This window comes from Collinsella ureilytica, assembly GCF_019795105.1.
GTDB lineage: Bacteria > Actinomycetota > Coriobacteriia > Coriobacteriales > Coriobacteriaceae > Collinsella > Collinsella ureilytica.
Genome location: NZ_JAIMFO010000009.1, coordinates 72,565 through 96,859, shown reverse-complemented (window position 1 = coordinate 96,859; position 24,295 = coordinate 72,565). Strand labels below are relative to the sequence as shown.

The window sequence follows — 24,295 nt, the reverse complement described above, 5'->3', positions numbered from 1 at the left end:
CCTTCTACCTGTGGTTTTGTCAGATTGGATATTGCTACGTGGTATACGATTCCTCAAGTGTGGAGCGCACCTTTGCCGAAGCATTGGACAAACAAGACGAGGTGCTCGTGTTCGCCAAGCTCCCTTCTTCATTCAAGATTGATACGCCACTGAGAAGCTACAATCCCGACTGGGCCTATGTGGAAGACGCCGGAGGCGAGCGCCGCGTGTACTTCGTAACCGAAACCAAGGGCGGCAAAAATGGTGAGCCTGCGCTGCGCGATGCTGAGCGTATCAAGATCGACTGCGCCAAGAGACACTTTGAAGCGCTGAGCCTGGGTTACGACTTCCACTACAACGTACGCACTACATACCAGTACGAGTCTGCACAGTAAGCCCGGTATGCTATTTTGCCTCTGCCCAGGTAACGCCTGATGAGACATCGGCAACGAGCGGCACCTTGAGCTTAACTACGCCCTCCATGGTTTCTCGCACCATGGCAGAGAGGTGCTCAAGCTCAGATGCCGGGCATTCAAAATCGAGCTCGTCGTGAACTTGCAAGATCATGCGAGCGCTGAAATCTTCCTCACGCAGGCGCGCGGCCACCCGAATCATGGCGAGCTTAATAATGTCTGCAGCACTGCCCTGCATCGGATGGTTCATGGCCGTGCGCTCACCAAAATGGCGGAGGTTGGGATTTCTACTTGCAAGCTCTGGGATGGGACGACGCCGCCCAAACATGGTCTCGGCATAGCCAAGGCGCTTCGCCTGAGCCACCGTCTCATCAAGATAGGTTCGCACACCCGGATACGCTGCAAAATACCGATCAATCATCTCCCGAGCCTCAGCCTGAGGGATATCAAGCGTCTGAGAAAGACCATAGGCTTGCTGCCCGTATACAATGCCAAAGTTCACAGCCTTGGCACGGCTTCTGAGCTCAGGAGTTACCTCATCGATCGATACTCCAAAAACACGAGCTGCCGTTTCGGCATGGAAATCTTCCCCCTCATTGAAAGCGGCGATGAGGTGCTCATCCCCTGAGAGATGAGCGAGAAGGCGGAGTTCAATTTGGCTGTAGTCAACCGCCAAAAAGAGACAGCCAGGGCCTGCAGAAAACGCAGTCTTTACCGTATGCCCCAGCTCTGAGCGCGTAGGGATATTTTGCAAGTTAGGATTTGAGCTCGAAAGGCGACCAGTTGCCGTGACGGTCTGGTTATAGGTAGTGTGCACTCGCCCATCTGCTTTGCGAAGCGCTCCTAAGGTATCAAGATACGTAGACTTGATCTTGGTCTTTTCTCGGTACTCCAAGATTAAGCGCACCACCTCATGATCGTGCGCAAGCTCCTCAAGCACCCGAGCATTCGTTGAATAGTAGCCGCGCTGAGTTTTCTTCAAACCCTTGGTCGGCAAGCCCATGGTCTCAAAGAGTACGCGCGAGAGCTGCTGAGGGCTCGAAAGATTAAAGCTATCGTCTCCTGCAAGGCTGCGAATCTGAGCCTCAAGCTCAGCAATCTGGCTTCCCAATTTTAAAGAAAGCTCATGCAAACGATCGGGGTCAACGAGCATGCCCGTCCGCTCCATATCAGCAAGCACAGAAACCAACGGCATCTCAATGTCTGTGAACACCGACGTCGCGCCTAAGGCTTCTAGCTTTGCCGTTAAAGGTTCAATGAGTGTGCGAGCCAAGGCAGCACTTCTTGCAGCTACCGCACAGGCATCGTGAGGAGCTCCGTCCTCCCCTGCTGCTGGCAGCAGACTCAAGCCCAGATACGTTTCTGCCATCTGCATCTCAGCTATGTCTGACTGTGAGGAATCTAATAGATAGGCAGCTACTCCGCAGTCGAAGATGCGCTGAGGATCCACGTGAGCAAGATCCATAAGCGCAGGCTCTGAGGAGTCAACCGGAGCCAGCTGGTGCAAGAGCGTCTTAATATCTGTTGATACAAGCCTTCCGGCTTGAACTAGGCGCTTGAGCACAGCCGGGATGAGTCCTTGCGAGCAATCATAGCCAGGCGCTGTAAGCGTGCCTGCAGCACCAAAGGCGTCACTCACCGAAAAGAGCGCTCGATCGGTTGCAAGCCATAAGGTCTTCTCAGAACCAAACAGCCCGGGTTGATCTTGCTGCTCTTCTATAGAAGCGCCAATCCAGAGCCCCTCCTCAATGGCGCGCTCAAGCTCAGTCACAGCTACCACAAGCCCCGCCGTACCCTCCTGCTGAGCCTCCTCTAACAGCTCAGGCAAGACAAAACGCGAGCTTCCTGCATGATCTGTATCATCGCCAAGCAGATCCAGAAGACGATTTTGCATCGAGTTAATGCCGAGGCTGCCTAGAGTATTTCTGACCGCAGCCGCATCAAAGCCCGGGAACTGAGCTGCTTCAAAATCAACTTCAATCGGAGCATTCGTTAAGATTGTGGCAACTTTGCGAGAAACAAGAGCATCCTCAATATGGGCACGGAGATTCTCCCCCATCTTGCCTTTTACCTCATGCGCATGGGCAATCACGCCATCAAGATCTCCATACTGAGCAATGAGGGCGGCAGCTTTTTTGGGACCTATGCCTGGAACACCAGGAATATTGTCTGAGCTATCACCCTTTAAGCCATAAAAATCTGGAACCAAATCGGGCGTGATACCCCCGTAGAGATCTTGAACGGTCTCAGGAGTCATAATCTGCACATCGGAAAGACCCTTGCGCGTGCCTACGATCTTTACGTGATCGGTGCTTAACTGATACATATCCCGGTCGCCCGTAATCAGCAGGACGTCCATGCCCGCCTGCTCGCCCAAACGCGCAACCGTTCCTAAAATATCGTCACCTTCCCACCCTTCTGCCTCAAGAATGGGAACAGAGAGCCCCTCCAGTACCTCTTTAATGAGGGGGAATTGCTGACGTAAATCATCATCCATCGACGGGCGATGCGCCTTGTACTCCGGCAGCATATCCATACGAACCTGGGGGCGACCCTTATCAAAGGCGCAGGCAACCGCATCGGGATGAAAGGCATCGATCATCTTTAAGAACATGTTCAAAAAGCCAAAGACGGCATTGGTCGGACGGCCATCGGGAGCCGTCATAGTAGGAGGCACCGCATGAAAGGCGCGGTGCATCAAAGAGTTTCCGTCAATAACGGCCATGGTCATACGGTCAGTACGCGTTGATGCGTCAGACATAGATCCTCGTTTCACTCGGTACCTTGTTCCAGTCTAGAGCAAGCGGGGAAGCTCTACCTATTTGCGAACAGAAAAACGGCTCTCTACCACGGTAGCAATACGAATCTCGCCCACAGATACATCTGCTTGAGAGAGCAGATCGGCCAGCTGAGACTTTGATGGTGCTCGCCCTGAGCCTGCAATTTCTAACGACAAGACATCCTCATCGAGGTCAATCTCGCGCAGGCGATAATCTGAAGTATCAAGCCACGAAAGCGTAGCGCCCGTAGCAGCGCGCTGGCGAGCAGCTTGCTCAATAACATCCTTACTTGCAAGGGTGAGCGGAACAGCCACCGCAAGAGCGCCAATGACTACCACCGTATACCAGAGCTTACGAGCACGCTCGGCACCCTCAGAGTATGCACGAGCGCCCAGACCCATAGCAGCAAACGCAATGCAGCACATCACTTGAATTGAGAAAAAGTTTGCGCCAAACAAGAGCATCGCACCGGCAGCTGATGCGAGATCACCACTTTGCAGCGCAATGCCCACCACACAAAGCGGAGGAACAATGGAAGCAGAAATAGCAATGCCTGGCGCTGCATCGGGAATATCGTCTCGAATTAACGCGAGCGCAGCCATAAGGCCTGAGGCGTGAGCTACGACCAGATCAACCAAGCGCGGAGAGGTGCGTGCGAGCACTTCTTGATTCGTTGCCGTATTAACCGAAATCGGCACCACAGCACTCACCACAATCGCAACACCAATGGCCAGCGCCACTCCTGTTGCTGTAACCAGCAGGGTGCGAATTGCCGCTCGCGGGCGCCCCGTCACAATCGCTAACGCCGTGCCAAGCATCGGCGACATTAAAGGAGCGATGAGCATAGCTCCAATCACGACTGCCGGCGAACCTGCCGCCACGCCTCCGGTAGCGATCACTGCCGAGAGCGCAAGTCGTAAAAAGAACGAAGAATACTGCTCGATCGGATCAGCCACCTTCACAAAGGAACTGCGACAGGCCTCGGTTAGGGCAGCTCGATCAAGGTCTCCTCCCCGCAGAAGCCGGGCGAGGGCGAGTAGCGGGTTTTTCATAGTCGCCTTTCGTTCGTGCGCACACGTTCGTGCGCACACGCGCGAGCAGAATCGAGTGCAAAAGGTATGAAAGCGTAGCTCGAGGAAAGAGCTCGTTTCCAAACATGATACGGGATGGAGTGTTCTTTCGCTACTGAGGCAAAGAGAGGTACTGCATGCTCAAGTCGTGCCCTTCTCGTGCACGCACCCATACTTCACCAACCCCTTTCGTGCACTGATAGCTCGAGCGCGATATAGTGAAGCGGACAGACAAACATCCGAATGATTGGAGCCATGTTTATGGAGCGACCAAACGCCTGGAATCGCTATAGCGACGATCAGCTACAAGAGCTTGAAACGCTCGCAGCTGAATATATCGACTTTATTAGTACCAATAAGACCGAGCGCGCCTGTGCTTCGGCTGCTGTACGCCTCGCCCAAGCTGCAGGCTACAAGGATCTCAACACCCTCATTGAACAAGGGGTATCCCTGAGCGCAGGAGACAAGGTCTATGCCCTCTCCCATGGCAAGACCTTACTGCTTGCCACCATCGGGCGCCGTCCCATTGAAGAGGGCATGAATATCTTGGGCGCGCATATCGATAGCCCGCGCTTGGATCTCAAGCAAAACCCCCTTTACGAAGCGGGTGACTTGGCCTATCTGGATACCCACTATTACGGCGGCGTAAAGGCTTATCACTGGGTTGCAACACCACTGGCGCTCCACGGCGTGGTCTGCCGCCGCGATGGCTCAACCGTTGATATCTCCATTGGAGAAGATCCTGCCGATCCCGTCTTTTGCATCTCAGACCTCCTCATCCATCTGGCCTCTGATCAGATGAAAAAGCCGGCATCTGAGGCAGTAGAACACGAAAACCTCGATGTCCTCATCGGCGGCAGGCCGCTCGCGGCAACTGACGATGAAAAGATTGAAGAGCCCGTTAAGCGGCGGGTGCTGGAGCTGCTCGCTGAGCGCTATGGCATTGAGGAGGAAGATTTCCTCTCTGCAGAAATTGAAGTCGTGCCCGCAGGCAGGGCCCGTGAGCTTGGCTTTGATCGCTCAATGATCTTGGGCTACGGGCATGATGACCGGGTCTGTGCCTATACGTCGCTCAAAGCCGAGCTCGACGTTTCAGATGTAGAGCGCACCAGCGTCTGTTTGCTCGTCGACAAGGAAGAGATTGGCTCTGTTGGTGCCACAGGCATGACGAGCCGCTTCTTTGAAAATACGGTGGCAGAGATCATGACCTTGGCAGGAGAAGATAATCCCTTGGCGCTGCGACGCGCTCTTGCCCGCTCGCGCATGCTCTCAAGCGATGTTTCTGCTGGTTTTGATCAGCTGTATGCAGATCGCTTTGAGAAGCGCAATGCGGCCTTCTTAGGACGCGGACTGTGCTTTAACAAGTACACCGGATCGCGCGGTAAGTCTGGCTCCAACGATGCGAATGCCGAGTATATGGCGCTCATCCGAGACATTATGGATAGCGCCGGCGTGGCCTTCCAAACCTGTGAGCTTGGACGCGTCAATGCGGGTGGCGGCGGAACGATTGCGTATATCCTGGCAGAGTATGGCATGGATGTTATCGATTCTGGGGTTGCCGTCTTGTCGATGCACTCGCTCTGGGAAGTTGCCGATAAGGCAGATGTCTATGAGGCCTATCGTGGCTACAAGGCGTTTATTAGCCGCGCCTAAGAGAGAGCTCAGCTGCACTACCTCTAAGGAGTACGTATGAGTGCCGGAATCCGTGTCATTATCTCTCCAGCAAAACAAATGCTCGCTGGCGCAGATGACCTTCCTATCACGGACGTTCCGGCACACTCATACGAGGCCACGAAGATTATTCAGGAGCTTGCAACGTATGCCGACCCCAAGCTCCAGCAGCTCTGGAAGGTGAGCGATCGGCTGTTTGCGACTTGCAAGCCCATGCTTGAAGATCTCATACAAGATGGGATTCCGCAGCGCAAAAGCGAAATCTTAGGACACGCGTGGACACCCCGACTTTCCCCGGCAATCCTTGCCTATTCTGGCATCCAATACCAAAGCCTTGCTCCGGGCGTGCTCGATGATGCATCGCTTTCCTGGCTTGATGAGCATCTAAGAATTATTTCAGGGCTCTATGGGGTGCTTGCGCCTTTTGATGCTGTTTTGCCCTATCGGCTTGAGATGGGCTCAGGCCTCGCTGTAGGATCAGCGCGAAACCTCTATGAGTTTTGGGGAGACACACTCGCTTACACGGTTTTGCACGGCGAACATGCTGCGGTTGACGTGCATGATGCAGCTTGCACTGATGATGAAGCTGGTACACGCAAGCCCAAGGCAGCAGAGAAAACCGAACCGGTAGAACTGATTAATCTCGCGAGCGTTGAATATGCCCGCGCAGTCCTCCCCCATCTCTCCCCAGGCACACCCTGTACAACCTGCATTTTTGCTGAACTGGTACAGTACGGTCAGCCCAAACAGCGAGCCAGAGCCAGCAAAATTGCGCGCGGATCTATGGTTCGCTGGATGGCAGAACGTGGACTCAACAACACCGACGAGCTCACCGAGTTTTGTATTGGCTATCGATATGCTCCCGAGCTATCGTCTCGCGATCACAAGCTCAACCAGACTCTAGTCTTTGTGCGCGATGCAGCATAGCGAGAAAAAAGACACATGCCGAACTGCCGCCCCGCATGCCGAACTGCCGCCCCACATGCGCCTCATACGAACTACCGCGACCATATCCTCTTGATCTTCAGCCTCAGGCTATAAGCAAACCTCACGCTGGCCGCGCGAACCGTGCTCGAACCTAGGCAATATGGCCCAAGAAGTCTTGCGTGCGCTCGGAGGTAGGATGATCAAAGACCTGCTCAGGCGTGCCCTGCTCTACGATGACGCCACCATCCATGAAAACCACCCGATCGGCCACCTCACGGGCAAAGCCCATCTCATGCGTGACCACCACCATGGTCATTCCTCGATGTGCCAGATCGCGCATGACGCCCAACACATCACGAACAAGCTCAGGGTCTAACGCGCTCGTTGCCTCATCAAACAGCATAACGTCTGGGTTCATAGCAAGCGCACGTGCAATTGCCACGCGCTGCTGCTGGCCGCCCGAGAGCTGTGCGGGCATATAGTTCACACGATCTGCCAGACCCACCTTATCAAGCTCTTCAAGGGCAATACGCTCCGCCTCTTCTCGGCTTCTTTTGAGCACTTTTCGTTGGGCAATCATGACGTTGCGCTTGGCGGATAGATGAGGGAAGAGATTGAACTGCTGAAACACCATGCCCATATGCTGGCGCACGGCATTCACGTCAATGCCTGGAGCCGTAATGTCTTTTCCTTTAAAAAAGATCTTTCCGGATGAGGGACGCTCAAGTAAATTCATACACCTCAGCATCGTAGACTTGCCCGAACCCGAAGGTCCCAAGATAACGACGACCTCGCCACGAGCAATCTCTAGATCAATTGAGCGAAGCACCACTGTGTCTCCAAAGCTTTTGCCAAGACCTCGGATCGAGATAATGGGCTCGTCTGCTCCTTGCTCGGTCATGATGCGTCCTTTCCTGCAAGCGCAAGATCTGCGTGATCCTGAGCCTTGTCCTCATGTCCGTCTTCATCGTCTGAGTCAGAAGGGATTCGTCCGGTATCTGCTCCATGGAGGCGTGCCTCTAGGCGGCTTACAAAGCCTGCAAGTGGCAGGGTAACGAGCAGATAGAAGAAGGCAGCGACCACATAGGGAGTAATCGAGCCGGTGGTGGCCACAATCGTCTTGGCATACATCACGATTTCCATAACACCAACGGCAGCCAACAATGAGGTGTCTTTGAAGAGCAGAATAAACTCACTGGTAAGCGTTGGAATGACGTTTCTAAATGTCTGAGGAATAATGATCGAGACCATGGTTTGCATACCGGTCATACCAAGGGAGCGTGCAGCCTCACCCTGGCCGGTAGGAATCGATTGAATGCCTGCTCGGAAAATCTCACACAAATAAGCCGCTGAGTTCATTGCCATCACAATGACGCCGAGTGGATAGTTGCCCAGATTAACACCGGCTAAGGGCAGGCCAAAGAATGCAATATAGATCTGCAAAAAGGCTGGTGTTCCTCGGATGAGATTCACATACACACTGGCAAGTGCTCGAAGCACCTTAAGCTTTGAGATACGCATGAGCGAAAGGCCAAAGCCCACAGGAATTGCCAAGGGAAAGGCCACCAGCACAATGGCAAGCGCCATCAAAAAGCCTGAAAAGATGATGGGCAGGCTCGTAACAATCAAGACAGGGTTTGCAAACAGGCGCAAGAAACGATTTGCATTCCACGCCTGAACCCAAGGCTGGCTTTCAAGTGAAGCAGCGAGACGATCAACAATTGAGGTGCCGCGCACGGCAATAGCCCCCATACCGTCTACCTCATGCGTTTGGCCAGAGGCAAGCGTATAACCGCCTTCGATCGTAATATCTCCGCCAGCAGCGGGGAACTGCACCCCGTAGACTTCTACACGCACATACACGCCAGCAGGAGCAGGCTCTTGTAGGCGAATCGCTAAAGTCTGACCATCTGCCGTGAAGGTACAGCGAGGAAAACTGCGATCCATCAGGTCTTGGCCAGACAAGAACGTCAAGCGGGCATCTTCGGTGGTATAGCTACTTCCTTCGGGAAAGGTAAGGGTGAGTCCGCTTACAACTTCATCCTCCGCAGCTTGAACCTCCCAGGTAAGGCGTGTATCAATCCCGCCGACCACATCACTTCCGGTATCCGCATTGGGCTGAGCGCTTAAGCGTGTTACCTCAAGCGCAGATGCTGGTGTGGCCAGAAGCGCCTGCACGAACAAACAAAGGACAGCAGCAGCCGTAAGGGCGAGGCGCGTGGATAAGCGTCCGCCGGTCGTTCTCGCATCGAATGGTTTCAAAACTCTCCCATCATAGAGTCCCCGGCTCCAACAAGCCCCTCCCCGCCTAGGCGAGAAGGGGCTTGTCAGCGCGCGATCATCAGCGCTACTTAATGTTGTAGCGCTCCATCAGCGCATCAATGCTGCCGTCTTGCTCCAACTCGTTCAAGACGCGGTTAATATCCTCTTTAAGCTTAGCATTACCCTTGCCCACGGCGATGGCATAATCCTCACCGGTAGAAACCTGCTTGATAACCTGCTCATTATCAAAGGTGGAAGCAACCATTTGAGCGGCGACCGAACGATTGGTAACCAGCGAGCCTACCTGGGCTGCCTGCAGTGCCGAGAAGCAGTCAGTTGCGTTCTTGAAGGGCACCAGCTCAGCATTGGGGAAATTCTCCTTTGCAAAAGCCTCAGCCGTTGAGCCCGACTGCACAGCAATCTTCATGCTTGGCGTATTGATTTTCTCAGTGTAATTGTCTGCCGTAATCTCAGCATTGTCCTTCATGGTAACAATGGCCTGATCATCCATATAGTAGGTATCCGTAAAGTCAATCTGCTTCTTACGATCAGGTGTAACGGTAATAGCAGCAATGCCCACATCGTACTTTGCACCAGAAGCAACACCGGGAACAATGGTATCGAAGTCAACATTTTCGATCTGAACCTTGAGATCGAGCTTCTCTGCTACCAGCTTAATAAGGTCGAGGTCAAAGCCCTTATACTCGCCGTTATCCACATACTCAAAGGGTTCATACTCAGCAGCGGTTCCAACGGTTAGCACACCCTCTTTTACCAGCTGATACTCTGCGAGAGCTTGACCTGAGCCTGTTTGAGCTGAGGGCGCTTTGCCTCCGCATCCGGCAAGTGTAACAGCAAGTGCAATGCCTGCAACAGCGCCAATCTTTTGCAAGAGTTTCATTACGTACCCCTTTCTCGCTTCGACCTTCTATATCGAAGCATCTAAAGTGATAACACTATCGGCGATTATGCCTTTGGATGCAAACTGGGGCTCTTGAATGTTTCGATAATGTATCGAATAGTTATCCGTATAAATAAGGGTGAGTCATGAATATGCCCTCGAAAACCTCATTCAAGGCTCTCGAGGGCACACGGGCATCACGGCAGATGCCAGGCGCAACTACGTCGATAGCGTAAGCGACTTCGTGCAGAGCGCAACGTGCTGCGAGTGACTTCGTGCAGCGTATGAGCTCCCTGTCGTAAACTCGCTCACCACAACAGTCGAATGCAATGCAGCAAGTAAGCCAAGCGCAGCACGTGGGGTCAGCCCGTGAGTGCACCACTATGAACGAACTCAGTGCAGCGGCGAGCAACGTGCCGCAAACAAACTCAGTTCATCTCAGCTGCATCAAGCTCGTTTTGGCGCTCACGATCCCGCTCGAGCACGGGTGCCAAGAAGCGACCGGTATAACTTTGCTCACAGGCAGCTACCTGCTCAGGTGTGCCTGAAACAACAACAGTGCCACCGCCCGATCCGCCCTCTGGACCAAGATCAATAATGCGATCGGCAACCTTGATCACATCAAGGTTGTGCTCAATAACTAAGACGGTATTGCCAGCATCTACCAAGCGCTGCAAGACATCTATGAGCTGACGTACGTCATCAAAATGCAAACCAGTCGTAGGCTCATCCAAGATATAGAAGGTTTTGCCAGTCTGGCGGCGGTGTAGTTCCTTGGCCAATTTAACGCGCTGAGCCTCACCTCCAGAAAGCGTTGTGGCGGGCTGTCCGAGGCGCACATATCCCAAACCAACGTCGTACAAAGTCTGAAGCTTGCGCTTGACCTGAGGAATATTGCCAAAAAAGGCAAGGGCTTCAGTAACGCTCATGTCCAAAACATCGGCAATAGACTTGCCACGATACGTGACCTCTAAGGTCTCGCGGTTATAACGCTTGCCACCACAGACCTCGCAGGGCACGTATATATCGGGCAAAAAGTGCATTTCAATCTTGATCTGACCATCTCCCTTGCAGGCCTCACAGCGGCCTCCAGCCACATTAAAGGAGAAACGCCCAGGCGCATAACCACGTGCTTTTGACTCTGGGACACTCGCAAACAAGGCACGGAGATCATCCCAAAGACCAATATAGGTTGCAGGATTTGACCGAGGCGTGCGGCCAATGGGTGACTGATCAATATCGATGACCTTATCGATCTCTTCAACACCTTCGAGCTTGCGATAGGCACCTACTGGTCGCCCTGAGCGATGAATTGCATTCGTTAAGGCAGGCGCGATGGTGTCGGTTACCAGGCTTGATTTGCCCGAACCCGAAACTCCGGTAACGACCGTAAACGTGCCAAATTCAATACTTGCCCGTACATGCTGCAAATTATTGCATGAGGCACCTGTGATTTTGAGCGCCCCCCTGCCCGGGTGCCTGCGCTCACTCGGAAGGCGTACTATGCGTTTCCCACACAAATACTGACCAGTGAGTGAATCGGGACAGGCCATAATCTCGGCAGGCGTTCCGGCGCAAACAATCTTGCCTCCGTGCTCACCTGCTCCAGGCCCCATATCCACCACATAGTCTGCTGCACGAATCGTATCTTCATCATGCTCAACCACGATGACGGTATTGCCAATATCGCGAAGTCGTTCCAGGGTGGCAATGAGACGCTCATTGTCCCTTTGATGCAGGCCAATGGAGGGCTCATCGAGGATATACAAAACTCCCATGAGCCCTGCACCAATTTGGGTAGCCAGGCGAATACGCTGTGCCTCACCACCCGATAAGGTGGCAGAAGCACGGTCAAGGGTTAGGTAGTCCAGACCAACGTCTACCAAAAAGCGCAGACGCTCTAAGATCTCTTTTACGATTCGCCCGCCAATATAAAGCTGGCGCTCAGACAGTTCCAAGGACTCAAAAAAGGCAAGACTCTCTTTACACGACAAACAGCAGACCTCATAAATTGAGCGACCGCCCACCGTAACTGCCAGCATCTCTGGACGCAGGCGCGCACCCTTGCATGACCCACAAGGCTCTTCTCTGATATAGCGTTCAAGCTTGGCCTTTGTAGCCTCATTCGTGGTTTCTACCGATCGCTCGAACAAGATATTTCGAACACCGGAGAAGGTGGTAAACCAATGCGTATCACGACCATCTTGCGTGTGATAATCGACCCGCATCTTTTTATCGCCCATGCCGTCTAAAAAGACACGCTGTACTCGAGCCGGAAGATCACGCCACGGCGTTTTTGGATCAACCTTTAAATGGATACAGAGTGCTCGAAAAATCTGAGGATAGTAATTGGACTTACCAAAGAAGCTTCCAAATACACCCTCTTCAACCGAAAGCTCAGGATTCTCAATTAAGGCCTCTGCGTCAACAACCTTTTTAAAGCTCAGGCCATCGCAGTCCGGGCAGGCTCCATACGGAGCATTGAATGAAAAATCTCGGGGTTGCAAATCGTCAATAGAATGCCCGTGCTCAGGACAGGAAAGGGCAAGCGAATAGCTGAGTGTCTCCCCCACAGAGCCTTCTGGAGCATCTCGCTCAGGCAAGAGATGAACACCTACATTGCCGTGAGCCAGCATAGTTGCCTGCTCAACAGCAGAAGCGATCCTGCCCAGGCTATCGGGGCGCACCACAATACGATCTACGACCACCTCAATGGTGTGCTTGAACTTCTTATCAAGCTCAATCGCCTCATCTAAGCTGCGAACCTCGCCATCTACGCGAACGCGAGAAAAGCCCTCGCGTTTAAGCTCGGCAAACAGTTTGGCAAACTCGCCTTTTCTACCAACAACCACCGGAGCCAGCAACAAAGCACGCCGACCAGCAGCAGCTTCCAAAATCTTGTCTGCTACCTGATCGGTGGTTTGGCGCTCAATCACCCGCCCGCACTCAGGGCAATGCGGGGTGCCTACCCGCGCAAAAAGCAGACGAAGATAGTCATAAATCTCTGTTACCGTGCCTACGGTCGATCGTGGATTTTTTGATGTCGTTTTTTGATCAATGGAAACCGCTGGGGATAATCCGTCGATTGAATCGAGGTCGGGCTTATCCATCTGCCCTAAGAATTGCCTCGCGTAGCTTGAGAGCGACTCAACGTATCTGCGCTGACCCTCAGCATAGATGGTATCGAAAGCCAAGGAGCTTTTACCTGAACCCGAAAGGCCAGTAATAACGGCGAGTTTGCCACGTGGAATGGTGATATCAATATTTTGTAGGTTATGCTCGCGCGCCCCATGTATGACAATGGACGATTCTTCTGACATACGTCTGATCTCCTGTGTGTTCTTACCGCAGTAATGTGCAGCCATCAGTCTACCCCGTAAGACCCGCACATATGTTCGGACTTGAGAAGATCATAGGTGATTCACGGTCTGTTTGCTCTATCCGGTATGATGGGTGGATCCGCGTGCCAGAAGGTACGTTGCTTTGGAACTCATATGCGAGGTGTTGTTGGTCCATGGTAGAGGCGACCCCAACAATCTATGGCCTGTGGCCCTTATTTTCCCTGTTCCTTCTTATTGGAGGCATGAGCTTTGCCTGTGTTCGTACGTATCAGCAACATAAAACGTTCGATCTTGCCCTCATTATCTCAGCGCTTCCCCATGCGGCTCTTCTCATAGCACTTGCAGTCCTCATTTTTAATAGCCAGGTAGAAAACGAGCCTGGATGGCTTGTTATTGGTCTCGTTTCCCTCTCAATTTCCGCACTTGGGGCACTCACCTTGCTTCGACCACTTGTTGCCAAACGCATTGCTACCTTAAGCCAGACTGGCCGCATTGCGGTTACCGCGCTTCGTGACTCCAGCATCATCCTCGTCGTGGCTATTCTTGGTGTTTGTTTAATTGAAGCTCCGTGGAATGAAGAAATGGCAACAATTGGCATCCTGCCCTTCCTCGTTGCCGTCATCATACTCCTCATTGCCTTTGCGATTGCCTATTTTGCTGGCCAGCGCACCGGCGGTCTTTGTGCCCTCGTCTTACTTGGTGTGGCAGCCCTCGGCATTATTCAGCACTATGTCATTGAGTTTAAGGCGGCAGCAATTTTGCCGAGCGATCTTCTGGCCGCAGGCACCGCTGTTGCCGTAGGCTCAGGCTATGAGATCACGATCACGCGGACGATTGTATCTATCTTGCCGCTCATCGCGCTTTGTTTGACCCTGCTCTCACTCATCTGGCCAGCTCGCCCCGAGAGCTTGCCAAAAGATCTTCGCTCTCGTGCGATCCGTGTGAGTATCAATCTTGCCGCAGCAGCGCTCGTTATTTTGATCGGACAAGGGCTCTATCACTCGGTTCAGCTCGATCGAGATCTCCAAATCGGCTATAGCCGCTGGGATCCCCTCTCAAGCTATAGGGCCAGTGGATTCATCCCCGTCTTTACCTCTATCTTGCAAGATTTTGCGATTAAAGTCCCTGAAGGCTATACCGCATCTGAAGCCGATGAACTCACCGAGCGCTTGGCAGCAACGTGGCATGAGGGTCCAGGAGCTACTCCTGAGCGCCTTGCAGCATCTCAGTACTTTCATGAGCAAACGCCCTCAATTATCGCCATTATGAATGAGACCTTTTCTGACCTGTCTCGCTTTCCCGCACTTGCCGAGGCTGGCTATACCGGTCCTGTCCTTTTCAATTCCATCCCAGATGCAAAAGAGCGTGGCAGTCTTTTGGTCTCGGTCGTAGGCGGTGGTACCGCAAATACAGAGTTTGAGTTTTTAACTGGAGCGTCCATGGCATTTGTGGGGTCAAGCAAGGTGCCCTATCAGCTCTATCGCTTTAACCATCTCCAAACCCTGCCGCGTGTACTTGGTGAGGCCGGATGGTCTACCTGCGCCATTCATCCGCAGTTTGGCTTTAATTACAACCGAGCCAAGGTCTACCCCGAAATGGGCTTTGATACGTTTTTGGATGACCATGCCTTTGTTGATGCGCCTACCTACCACAACTGGACTTCGGATCGCGCAACCTACGACGCCATTCTTGATCGGCTGAGAAACAATCCCGAGCCACAGTTTGTGTTTGATGTCACCATGCAAAACCACGGTGGCTATGCAGCTGATACGGTTCCAGAAAAGGATAAGCCAGGCATTGTGCCCGTCGGCATTGATGATGAAGGTATTATCTCAGAACTCAATGTCTATCTTGCCTGCATGCAGCGATCTGATGAGGATCTCGCCTATCTGATAGAAGAGTTGCGCGGCCTTGATCGCCCCGTTGCTCTAGTATTTTTTGGAGACCATCAGCCCAGCTTTAGTAAGCCCTTAAACGATGCGCTCTATCCTGACGAGGACGAAGAATCTGCCGACCATCTCCTCCGTATTTACGAAACGCCCTACCTCATCTGGACAAACTACGAACTGCAAGGTGAGGGCAGCTCGGAGCCTGAGAGCATGCCAGCAGAAGGTGACAACGACGGCGCGAAAGGAACAGCAGGCTTCACGTACACGGCAGACGAGCATGCTGCAGCAGGTGAAGAAGAGGCGGCGGAGGCTCCAAGCGAAGAGCGACCAGTCATTGGTGCCAGCGCCCTTGCCGCTCGCTTACTTGAGATTATCGGAGCTCCCTTGTCCCCGTACCAGCAGGCGCAACTTGCCTTACGACAGGAGCTACCTGCCGTCAGTGCCTTTGGTATCCAAGGAGCCGACGGACTGAAATACCGTTTAGATGATGCAAGGCCGTGGACGGCTGCGCTCGATAGTTTCCAGCACATTCACTACCGAGCCATTGGTCAATCCCTACGGTAAACGTACCTTCACTGCATGTGCAGCGGCATATCCGGCACGCAGACCAGAGATCCATGCCCAGGCAAGATTGAAGCCGCCACAATCTGCATCTTGATCAAGTACCTCACCTGCAGCATACAAGCCGCTCCTGAGGCAAAGCGTCTTCAAGTCAACGGTGGACAGCGGAATACCGCCACGGTGTATCTGGGCTGAGCGCTCCTCTGCCCTACCCAAAACCTTGAGCGGAAAACTCCGTACGAGCTCATGCACTGGTTTGCCGCTCTTGTGTAAAGCGGCAAGCACCACATCTGCTAAAGCAGGCGCGAGCAGACCGGTAAACCAGCTCGCCTGGTCAGGTTTTGGCGCTAGGTTTTGAGCGCGCCAGGCCAGATCGCGCCCAAGCGCTTCATCGGTAAGGCATGCAACAAGATCAACGGCAAGCTCATCTGCTGCTTGAATCCGACGTGAGAGATTAAAGGCCATAATTCCCGAGATGCCGTAAGGCCGAAAAAGAAGCTCTCCCGCCTCCTCATAGATGGGCTGACCGAGACGTAGCAGCTGAACTGAGGCAGCTATACGCAGACCATCTAACGGTGCCCACATCGAGCCCCCAAGGTCTTTTGGCTCGCAGGCTATCGGGCACAATACTGGCTCTTCTGGCTCATGTTCAAGATCAAAGATTGAGCAGGCTGCTGCCGATCTGCCTCCAACAGCTAAGATGGCGCAGTGAGCACAAATACGCTTAAGAACGGTAGGTGCAGCAGCAAGCGCCCGTCGACGAGCACGGCGACGCGCTACAGACTCTGACACACCGCTTGACGCTGAGGAGGCAGGACTTGCCGTAAAGTCGCCCTCTGGTACCCGCACCTCTAAGATCCAGCCATCGCGCGTCTTTTGAGCACGCTCAAGCGTAGATGCGCAAAGTAGAGCAACCTGCTCACGCTTGCATGCAGCTAAAAGCGCCGCTTGCACACTCGCCGCACGCTTGGTAAGCGGATACCGCCAGCCATCTATCGAGGTCGTTGGCAGGCCAATGCTTGCAAAAAAGTCAGCAAGCTCCGCTTCGGGAGAAGCACCCATAACCGCTCGAGCAGCTTCTGGATGCAGATAATGCTCAGGATGGAGATGATCATTTGAAAGATTGCAGCGTCCATTGCCGGTAGCGAGCAGACTGGTGCCAATTTCAATATCGCGCTCTATCACCAGCACCCGAGCACCACTACGAGCAGATGCAATCGCTGCGGCAAGCCCCGAAGCTCCGCCGCCCATAATGGCAACGTCATAGTCCGCACCCTGCCCGCTTTCCAAACCGTACTCCTTATCCCAAACGTTGTGCGATGCCAAACTCAATTAGTTGCCTTGAGGATCAGCGGAAGCCTCGCTCTGTCTTTTTGGAACGAGCGCTTCAACAGCAGCTACCGCATCGGGCAAGATACCTGTTGGCAGACGATCCTCTAAAACACCCGCATCACAAGCGGCAGCAAGATCAGGGTCAAGCGGCAGACGCCCCAAGATCTCAAGGTCATGTTCGGCCGCCACCTTATCGAGCTTGCTTGACCCGAATACCTCAAGCTTCTTGCCACAATCAGGGCAGATGACATAGCTCATATTCTCTACGATGCCAAGGATATCCAAATCCATGCGCTCAGACATATTCACTGCTTTGGCCACAATCATGCTGACGAGATCTTGTGGGCTTGTCACAATCACAATGCCATCAACTGGCAGTGACTGAAATACCGTGAGGGCAACATCGCCGGTACCCGGTGGCATATCAACCAAGAGGTAATCAAGAGGCCCCCAGCTCGTTTCTGACCAGAATTGGCGAATTGCACCCGCGATCATAGGGCCGCGCCAAAGCACGGGATCAGTTTCATGAGCAAGCAACAAATTGCTCGACATTACCTTGATGCCATGCTCGGAAACCTCAGGCAAGAGAAGTTTGCCAATGCCGCCGACGCGCTTACCAGCCATCCCAAACATCCGTGGAATCGAAGGACCGGTGATATCAGCATCAAGAATTCCAACCGAATGCCCTTGGCGAGCAAGCTCTACAGCCAAGGCTCCTGTAATGAGCGACTTGCCAACACCGCCCTTGCCCGAAAGAACCGCAATCACACGCTTGACCTCAGAGAGGCTATTTTCATCAAACTGCAGAGGAGCTGCATCTGCTCCAGCAGCTTGTCGGTGCTCACATCCCATAGGACGTCCTTTCATCATGGCCTGCAGATGTATCTGTATATGCGCCCATTGTACCCAGAGCAGAGCGCAAGCGTGAGGGAGCCTCAAGCGGGCTGTACAGGAACCTCCGGCTCAGCACATAGCTCAACCGGGAGAAATGGTGGGTGATCCTCAGACGGCGGCATCACGCGCGCCACGTGCTACCTGACTGCGAACCAGCGAACGTGCAGGCAAACTCTTAAGGCGGCATCTTGCGCGCCCAGGTACTGCTTTACTACGAGTCAGCGAATATGGCGAACGATCTCGTAATACAGGATCGAAGGCAGGATCACGCTGCCAAAACAAGCAGGCCGCTCAACACACAAGATCAGGCGTTCATATCTTTCTTGCGCCGACGCAGAGCTCCTCCGAGCATGGCGGCAATGCCAGCGACACGTGCCAAGCTACCCGCTATGACTGAAGCATCACCAGTTTTTGGCAGCGCAGGCGGAGCAAGAGGCGCTGGTGGTGTTGCCGGGGGCTCCGCAGGTGGTGCCGGAGGCGTTGCGGGCGGCTGCTCAGGCGGTGTTACCGGAGGCGTTGGCGGCTCAGGCAACTTCTCGTAGGTTACATAGAAATGCCTCGTGTACTTAATCGTGCCAGTCACCGGGTCATAATCGTAATCAAACATCGGCAGCTTAGACTCTTTGCCATCCGCGTAGAACTTATTCGTATTCAGCTCAAAGTCATCAGCAACATAGCGATAGCCCTCAATATTGCGCAGCAACGATTGATAGGTAGGCTTTTCTTCCATAGGATAGGTTGCAGGACCCCACGAGAAATATTTGTTCTCCAAGGTCACAACATTGCCGTCTTTGTCATGCATGCGATACGTATCTTTCAGCGGGAAGAGATACTCCTCATAGCCGTCATGCCAAAGCGGGCTCTTCTTGGCAATTTGCTTGCCTTCAAGCGCTTGAATTAAATCGTAAGAATCCTGCTTTTTGCGGGCAACCAGCGGGCTTTTCTCTTCAGATTCTTTAATGCCTAAGGCCTTGCGGTAGTCGCTATCCAATACATAGCGCACATCCATAGAGGCCATCGGTCCAAATTTAAAACCAGTTGCGCGCGCACCAATCGTATTGTTGTAGTCGCCGCTGGTGCCCGTGCTTCCTGAGCCATAACTAAAGGCTCCGCTCCACACATTTTTAGGAATCTCATATTCAAAAGAAATATAGTGGAGCACTCCCGGCTCAACATGCTCTTCGATCATCTTATGACCAAAGGCTTTGATATCTTTGCGAGGCGTCGGCCAGATGCTTTTCGATTGCTCAATATAGCTCTCGGTGGGATTTGACCAAAGCGTACTTGGCTGACCATCAAGCTTAACGTTTTGAGGCGTTAAGAGCGAATAATACGGAGCAAGCTTACCTTTCCCATCTGCACCTGGTATGAGCGTGCGTGCATGGAACGCAAATCCCACACGCGGCTGATTGCGCATATAGACATCTTTACCATTGGTATCAAGACGCATAAAGGCATATATCCGCTCACCCGGAATGAGATTCGTAGAGAAGAACTTCACCGGGAGTCGCTGCATCTCTCCGGTTACTGGATGCTTCCGCCAATACTGAATCTCGATGGGCGGGTTTGCTTCAATCCCTTTCGGCGGTTCATAGAAGCGCTTGAGCTCTGGATCCATACCATAAAAATTGGCAGAAGCTGCCTGCTTCTGCTCAGGCGCAAGTGCCTCCCACTCAGGACTTCCCGTCTTTGGATAGGCGGGCTGTGCCTGATCTAAAGCGTTTGCTCGGGGCTCTGATGTAGGATTTGCTTCGAGCGGTGAAGCAAGGGGCTGCACTTGCGGATCAGCCGAGCTTGCCGTTTGTGTATGAGTAGGGAGCGCATCTGTTGGCGATGCAGAAGCGGGATCAGTCGCAGCAGGTGCTGCAGGATCGGCTGCACCTGCAGGCACGGCAATATCAGCTGCGCCATCGGCACTTGCCGCCTCTCCCTCCTCTGCTCCAGCCTGTACCGGAGCATGCGCTTGAGGCACCTCAACAAACGAGCTTCCTCCACCAGAAGAGCTGCCACCTCCGATAGAGCCTCCGCCACCCGATGCTCCTGCTGCCGCTGATGCTTGTGGCAACTCAGTTGCTAAGCCAGCAGCAATAGCAGGAACCGGCCCTGCTACCATCGAGTACGCAAGCACCGCAGCGATTGCTGCACGCCCGGTCGTCAAACCACGCTTCATACGAAAGGAACCTCCTCAATCAAGCTGCGGGATGAATCATCCCTCTCGCAGTAGCAGCATTATATATGATCGTGGAGGTAGCATACGAGCGTCGACCACGCTCATATGTGAAGGCATCCGTGCTTGAACCTTACATGCGTGGCGTAAATCCGCGCCGCTTGCGCTGTCCTGCAAAAACGGAGCCCTTGCGAGCATCCTGCTTTAATGCATCAATGATCTCTCGTTCACTGCCACCTTCGAGTCGTGCCTTGAGCTGTACCAATAGGTCGCGTTGGTGAGCCGCGTGCTCAAAATCCATCGCCTCGGCACTCGCACGCATCCCAGCTTCTAAAGACGCAATCACTTCGGGTAAAGCCTCATCTGGAATCGCTACAATATCAAAGTCAGCCCAATCTGACCTGCTCTGATCGCCCTCTTTTGCCGGACTCAAAAACACACCATCCACACGATCCTTTGAACCCACGTTCTCGACCGCCTCAGCAATGAAACTTGAAATATCTTTCACGGCCTTATGAACTGTTTTGGGCACAATGCCATGCTTCTCGTTAAAGGCAGCCTGGATAGTACGGCGGCGCTTTGTTTCATCGATTGCTTGGCGCATAGAATCGGTAATAGTGTCGGCATACATAATGACGTGCCCATCTGCATTACGAGCGGCACGACCAATGGTCTGAATGAGCGAACGGCGGTTGCGTAAAAAGCCTTCTTTATCTGCATCAAGAATAGCGACAAGCGATACCTCAGGCAGGTCAAGCCCCTCACGAAGCAAATTAATGCCCACCAGCACATCAATCTTTCCCTGGCGCAGATCACGCAGAATCTCAACGCGATCCAGCGTCGCCGTATCTGAGTGCATATAGTTCACTTTAATGCCAGCGTCGAGCATATGATCGGTTAAATCTTCGGCCATCCGCTTGGTCAATGTGGTAATCAGTACACGCTCACCGCGAGCTGCGCGCTCACGAACCTCATCTAATAAATCATCAATCTGCCCACGCACAGGGCGCACATCAATCTGTGGATCAAGCAGCCCTGTGGGGCGAATGATCTGCTCCACATCATTTTGAGAAACCCGAAGCTCATAGTCTCCCGGCGTTGCAGAAACATAGATGAACTGTGGTATGCGCGCCTCAAACTCATCAAAACGCAGCGGGCGGTTATCGAGGGCAGAAGGCAGGCGAAAGCCATGCTCAACTAAGGTTACTTTGCGCGAGCGATCACCCTCATGCATGCCACGAATCTGAGGCACGGTTACATGGCTCTCATCAATAATGCAGAGCATGTCTTCGGGGAAATAGTCAATGAGAGTAAACGGAGGCTCACCTGGACGACGGCCATCCAGATGGCGCGAGTAATTTTCAATACCGGTGCAAAAACCCATGGTTTCCAACAGCTCAAGGTCATACTCGGTTCTTTGCTGCAGGCGCTGGGCTTCCAGCAGCTTATCCGCAGCGCGAAGCTCTGCTACTCGGCTCTCCAGCTCATCTCGAATGGTCTTCAAGGCGGCGGTAACCTTGGGCTTCTCTGTTACATAGTGAGATGCAGGCCAAACCGGCACCGCATCATATTCGCGTAAGATCTCGCCGGTAACCTCATCGATCTCAGCAATCAGCTCAACCTCATCGCCAAAAAACTCAAACCGCAAAGGGTGTTCAGCATAGGGAGGAAAGACGTCCACCACATCGCCGCGTACCCGGAAGGTACCCCGCGCAAGCTCATAGTCATTGCGATCATATTGGATATCAATCAGCGAATGGATAAAGTCGTCGCGCTCAAGTGGAACTTTTTTGTCTACGTTTGGAGCTAAGCCTGCATAGTCTTCTGGGCTACCAATGCCATAGATGCAAGAAACGGAGGCCACCACAATGACATCGCGGCGTGAGAGCAAACTTGCCGTTGCCTGATGGCGAAGCATTTCTACCTCTTCGTTAATCGAAGCATCCTTTTCGATAAAGGTATCTGACTGAGGAACATAGGCTTCAGGCTGATAATAGTCGTAGTACGACACAAAATAGACCACGGCATTATGAGGAAAGAATTCCTTAAGCTCACTGGCAAGCTGCGCTGCCAAGGTTTTATTTGGCGCCATAACCAGAGCTGGTTTGCCGAGAGCCTCAATAGTTTTTGCCATCGTAAACGTCTTGCCAGAACCCGTAACACCTAACAAGACCTGGTAGCGATCTCCCGATTGCACACCTTCTACCAAAGACGCTATGGCTTCCGGCTGGTCTCCTGCCGGGGCAAATGGAGAGCTCACTTCAAACTGGGCATCGCCTGTCGACTGACCAAAACGGCGAAGCTCTCCACCAACACGAGCCATGCTCGAACCTGCTTCCATCTCAACCTCCGCCGTTCTATGTTTCGCCACGCGCGTATTCTCCTTTTAGCACAGAAGGTAGATTTCCTAGCCGCCCTCATGCACCGTACTCATCACCTTATTGGCCTTCATCCTACCCGTTCTCAAGGCAAAGCAAAAAGCACAGAATGAGCCGCGTGTTCGGCTCGCTGCGCATAAGGCGAGCCTCAAGACGCGAAGCGGCTCTTATGAAGCAGCCCATGCGAGATGACACTTACGAAGAGACTCAAACGCCACTGCATGAAGTTGGCGAGCCTCAACCTGCGAAACACCTCATACGAAGATGCGTGTGAAGAAGAGATGCCGACGCCCCCACACGAAGTTGGCGAGCCTCAACCTGCGAAGCGGCTCTTGTGAAGCAGTTCATGCGAAAACACACGTGAAGAAGAAGGGCACACGCTACTGCATGAAGTTGGCGCGACGTGTGCAGTCAAAGCACATCATACAAAGGCATTGGGATAGATCTGGCGGTATCGTTCGCGCGCATTATTAACCCGCGCAAGATAGGTTTGCGTTTCTGGAAAGGTAATGGCGTTATGTAAAACGGTATGCTCACCAAGCCACTGATCAACATTGCCCATACCGGCGTTGTACGCAGCAATTGCGCGATCAGTCTCTCCCTTAAAATAGGTGATCAGATACGAGAGGTACGCACAGCCAAACTCAATATTTGTTGCAGGATCAGTCAAGTTCGAAGCATCATATGCCTCGCCATCAACAAAGCCCTTAGCCACCATATCACTGGCAGTTTCGGGCATGAGCTGCATGAGGCCACATGCACCCTTTGAAGATACAGCCGAAGCATCCCAGCTTGACTCAGTGCGAATCACTGCTGCAACCAAATACGGATCAACTCCATGCCGCGTTGCTGACGCTACAATTTCCTCCTCATAGGAAAAGGGGTAGAGCGACTTGAAGAGAAGACCCGGTGCAAATGAATAGCAAAACGCCACGAGACCCATAATCAGAACCGCTGCAAGCGGAAGCACGCGATACCAGGTAAAAAGACGAGGACGACGGATCTTAGTGCGATCCATCTGCCGCCTCGATCTTGGACGCTCTGAGGATGTCCTTGACGCTCTTGACAAGATCCACCTCCCCATCCTCATTAGCAATCATACGGTCTGCGAATCGACGCAGTGTCTCATCATCTGCCTGCAAGGCATTTCTGCGATCAAACTCTGCCGGATCCATACCACGCGCAGACGCGCGGGTGCGCCGGAGCGCGTAAGGGGCGGTAACGCCAACAACCCGATCGGCTTGGGCAAGCAAGGCTTCATAGCCAAGAAGAACCGACATCTCCACCACGATACAGCTATAACGCGCCTGAGCAGCTACACGGGCGAGCTCTGCGGCAAGTTTTTTCTGCAACGGCGGAAGCACTAAAGCAGACAGTTGCGCTGCCTGAACAGGGGTCGCAAAAGCAAGGCGCGCTAAGGCTGGGCGATTGATGCTACCGTCCTTTTCGAGCACCTCAGATCCAAACTCATCTGCAAGTGCGTGCACCAGATCTGAGCCTGGCTCATACAAGGACTTAGCCAGCTCATCCAAGTCTATCCGGTACGCACCAAAGCGCTCAAAGGCACGAGCAGCCAAAGACTTGCCCGACGCAATCGAGCCTATGAGAAAAATAGTGACCATAGCCCATGTATTTTGCCCCATCTCACGCAAGACGAGAAGCGCATACCGTCCCTTCTTCTGAACTCCACGCGAGCGACCCCACCGTTTGAGCTCCGTCCCTTGCATCTC

General features: G+C 53.2%; 16 protein-coding genes. 4 read left to right on the top strand and 12 right to left on the bottom strand.

Features of this window, described 5'->3' with window-relative positions; translation table 11 throughout:
* Nucleotides 1-38: 38 nt before the first annotated feature.
* A complete protein-coding gene (locus K6V98_RS08155; RefSeq protein WP_371734549.1) occupies nucleotides 39-374 on the top strand; it encodes a restriction endonuclease in 336 nt (111 codons plus the stop codon).
* Nucleotides 375-384: 10 nt separating this feature from the next.
* Here the strand turns inward: K6V98_RS08155 and polA are convergent, their stop codons facing one another.
* Both polA and K6V98_RS08145 read right to left on the bottom strand, forming a co-directional pair.
* Nucleotides 385-3,153, bottom strand: coding sequence for a DNA polymerase I (gene polA / locus K6V98_RS08150; RefSeq protein WP_222200031.1), 2,769 nt, complete (start codon nucleotides 3,151-3,153; stop codon nucleotides 385-387).
* A gap of 57 nt (nucleotides 3,154-3,210) precedes the next feature.
* Entirely contained in the window at nucleotides 3,211-4,224 is a 1,014-nt protein-coding gene (locus tag K6V98_RS08145; protein ID WP_222200030.1) for a DUF389 domain-containing protein, read from the bottom strand.
* Nucleotides 4,225-4,503: 279 nt separating this feature from the next.
* Here K6V98_RS08145 and K6V98_RS08140 point away from each other — a divergent pair, with 279 nt between their 5' ends.
* Nucleotides 4,504-5,895: an aminopeptidase gene (locus K6V98_RS08140; protein WP_222200029.1), complete on the top strand. Its 1,392-nt coding sequence runs from the start codon at nucleotides 4,504-4,506 to the stop codon at nucleotides 5,893-5,895.
* A 36-nt stretch (nucleotides 5,896-5,931) separates the two neighbouring features.
* Nucleotides 5,932-6,840 carry a YaaA family protein gene (locus K6V98_RS08135; protein WP_222200028.1) on the top strand — a complete coding sequence of 303 codons (909 nt, stop codon included), beginning with the start codon at nucleotides 5,932-5,934 and terminating at the stop codon, nucleotides 6,838-6,840.
* A 151-nt stretch (nucleotides 6,841-6,991) separates the two neighbouring features.
* Here the strand turns inward: K6V98_RS08135 and K6V98_RS08130 are convergent, their stop codons facing one another.
* The 4 genes from K6V98_RS08130 to uvrA all read right to left on the bottom strand — a co-directional run bounded on the left by K6V98_RS08130 (nucleotide 6,992) and on the right by uvrA (nucleotide 13,323).
* Entirely contained in the window at nucleotides 6,992-7,741 is a 750-nt protein-coding gene (locus K6V98_RS08130; protein WP_306792862.1) for an amino acid ABC transporter ATP-binding protein, read from the bottom strand.
* Nucleotides 7,738-9,102: an amino acid ABC transporter permease gene (locus K6V98_RS08125; protein ID WP_222200027.1), complete on the bottom strand. Its 1,365-nt coding sequence runs from the start codon at nucleotides 9,100-9,102 to the stop codon at nucleotides 7,738-7,740. Before K6V98_RS08125 ends, K6V98_RS08130 begins: the two co-directional genes overlap by 4 nt.
* Nucleotides 9,103-9,187: 85 nt before the next feature.
* Nucleotides 9,188-10,003: an ABC transporter substrate-binding protein gene (locus tag K6V98_RS08120; RefSeq protein WP_222200026.1), complete on the bottom strand. Its 816-nt coding sequence runs from the start codon at nucleotides 10,001-10,003 to the stop codon at nucleotides 9,188-9,190.
* A 428-nt stretch (nucleotides 10,004-10,431) separates the two neighbouring features.
* Entirely contained in the window at nucleotides 10,432-13,323 is a 2,892-nt protein-coding gene (gene uvrA, locus K6V98_RS08115) for an excinuclease ABC subunit UvrA (protein ID WP_222200025.1), read from the bottom strand.
* Between the two features lie 194 nt (nucleotides 13,324-13,517).
* Between uvrA and K6V98_RS08110 the strand changes: the two genes are divergently transcribed.
* On the top strand, nucleotides 13,518-15,797 hold the full coding sequence (locus K6V98_RS08110) for an LTA synthase family protein (RefSeq protein ID WP_222200024.1): 2,280 nt from the start codon (nucleotides 13,518-13,520) through the stop codon (nucleotides 15,795-15,797).
* Here the strand turns inward: K6V98_RS08110 and K6V98_RS08105 are convergent.
* The 6 genes from K6V98_RS08105 to coaE all read right to left on the bottom strand — a co-directional run bounded on the left by K6V98_RS08105 (nucleotide 15,789) and on the right by coaE (nucleotide 24,292).
* Entirely contained in the window at nucleotides 15,789-17,084 is a 1,296-nt protein-coding gene (locus tag K6V98_RS08105) for an NAD(P)/FAD-dependent oxidoreductase (protein ID WP_306792861.1), read from the bottom strand. The two genes, K6V98_RS08110 and K6V98_RS08105, sit on opposite strands and share 9 nt — an antisense overlap.
* Nucleotides 17,085-17,126: 42 nt before the next feature.
* Nucleotides 17,127-17,978, bottom strand: a complete 852-nt coding sequence (locus K6V98_RS08100) for an Mrp/NBP35 family ATP-binding protein (RefSeq protein WP_222200023.1) — start codon at nucleotides 17,976-17,978, stop codon at nucleotides 17,127-17,129.
* 346 nt (nucleotides 17,979-18,324) lie between these two features.
* Nucleotides 18,325-20,190: an LPXTG cell wall anchor domain-containing protein gene (locus K6V98_RS08095; RefSeq protein ID WP_222200022.1), complete on the bottom strand. Its 1,866-nt coding sequence runs from the start codon at nucleotides 20,188-20,190 to the stop codon at nucleotides 18,325-18,327.
* Nucleotides 20,191-20,320: 130 nt separating this feature from the next.
* Nucleotides 20,321-22,528 (bottom strand): excinuclease ABC subunit UvrB, encoded by a 2,208-nt coding sequence (gene uvrB, locus K6V98_RS08090; RefSeq protein WP_222200047.1) that lies wholly within the window; start codon nucleotides 22,526-22,528, stop codon nucleotides 20,321-20,323.
* A gap of 458 nt (nucleotides 22,529-22,986) precedes the next feature.
* Entirely contained in the window at nucleotides 22,987-23,583 is a 597-nt protein-coding gene (locus K6V98_RS08085; protein ID WP_222200021.1) for a lytic transglycosylase domain-containing protein, read from the bottom strand.
* Nucleotides 23,570-24,292 carry a dephospho-CoA kinase gene (gene coaE, locus K6V98_RS08080; RefSeq protein WP_222200020.1) on the bottom strand — a complete coding sequence of 241 codons (723 nt, stop codon included), beginning with the start codon at nucleotides 24,290-24,292 and terminating at the stop codon, nucleotides 23,570-23,572. The genes K6V98_RS08085 and coaE overlap by 14 nt, the downstream gene beginning before the upstream one ends.
* Nucleotides 24,293-24,295: the final 3 nt, after the last annotated feature.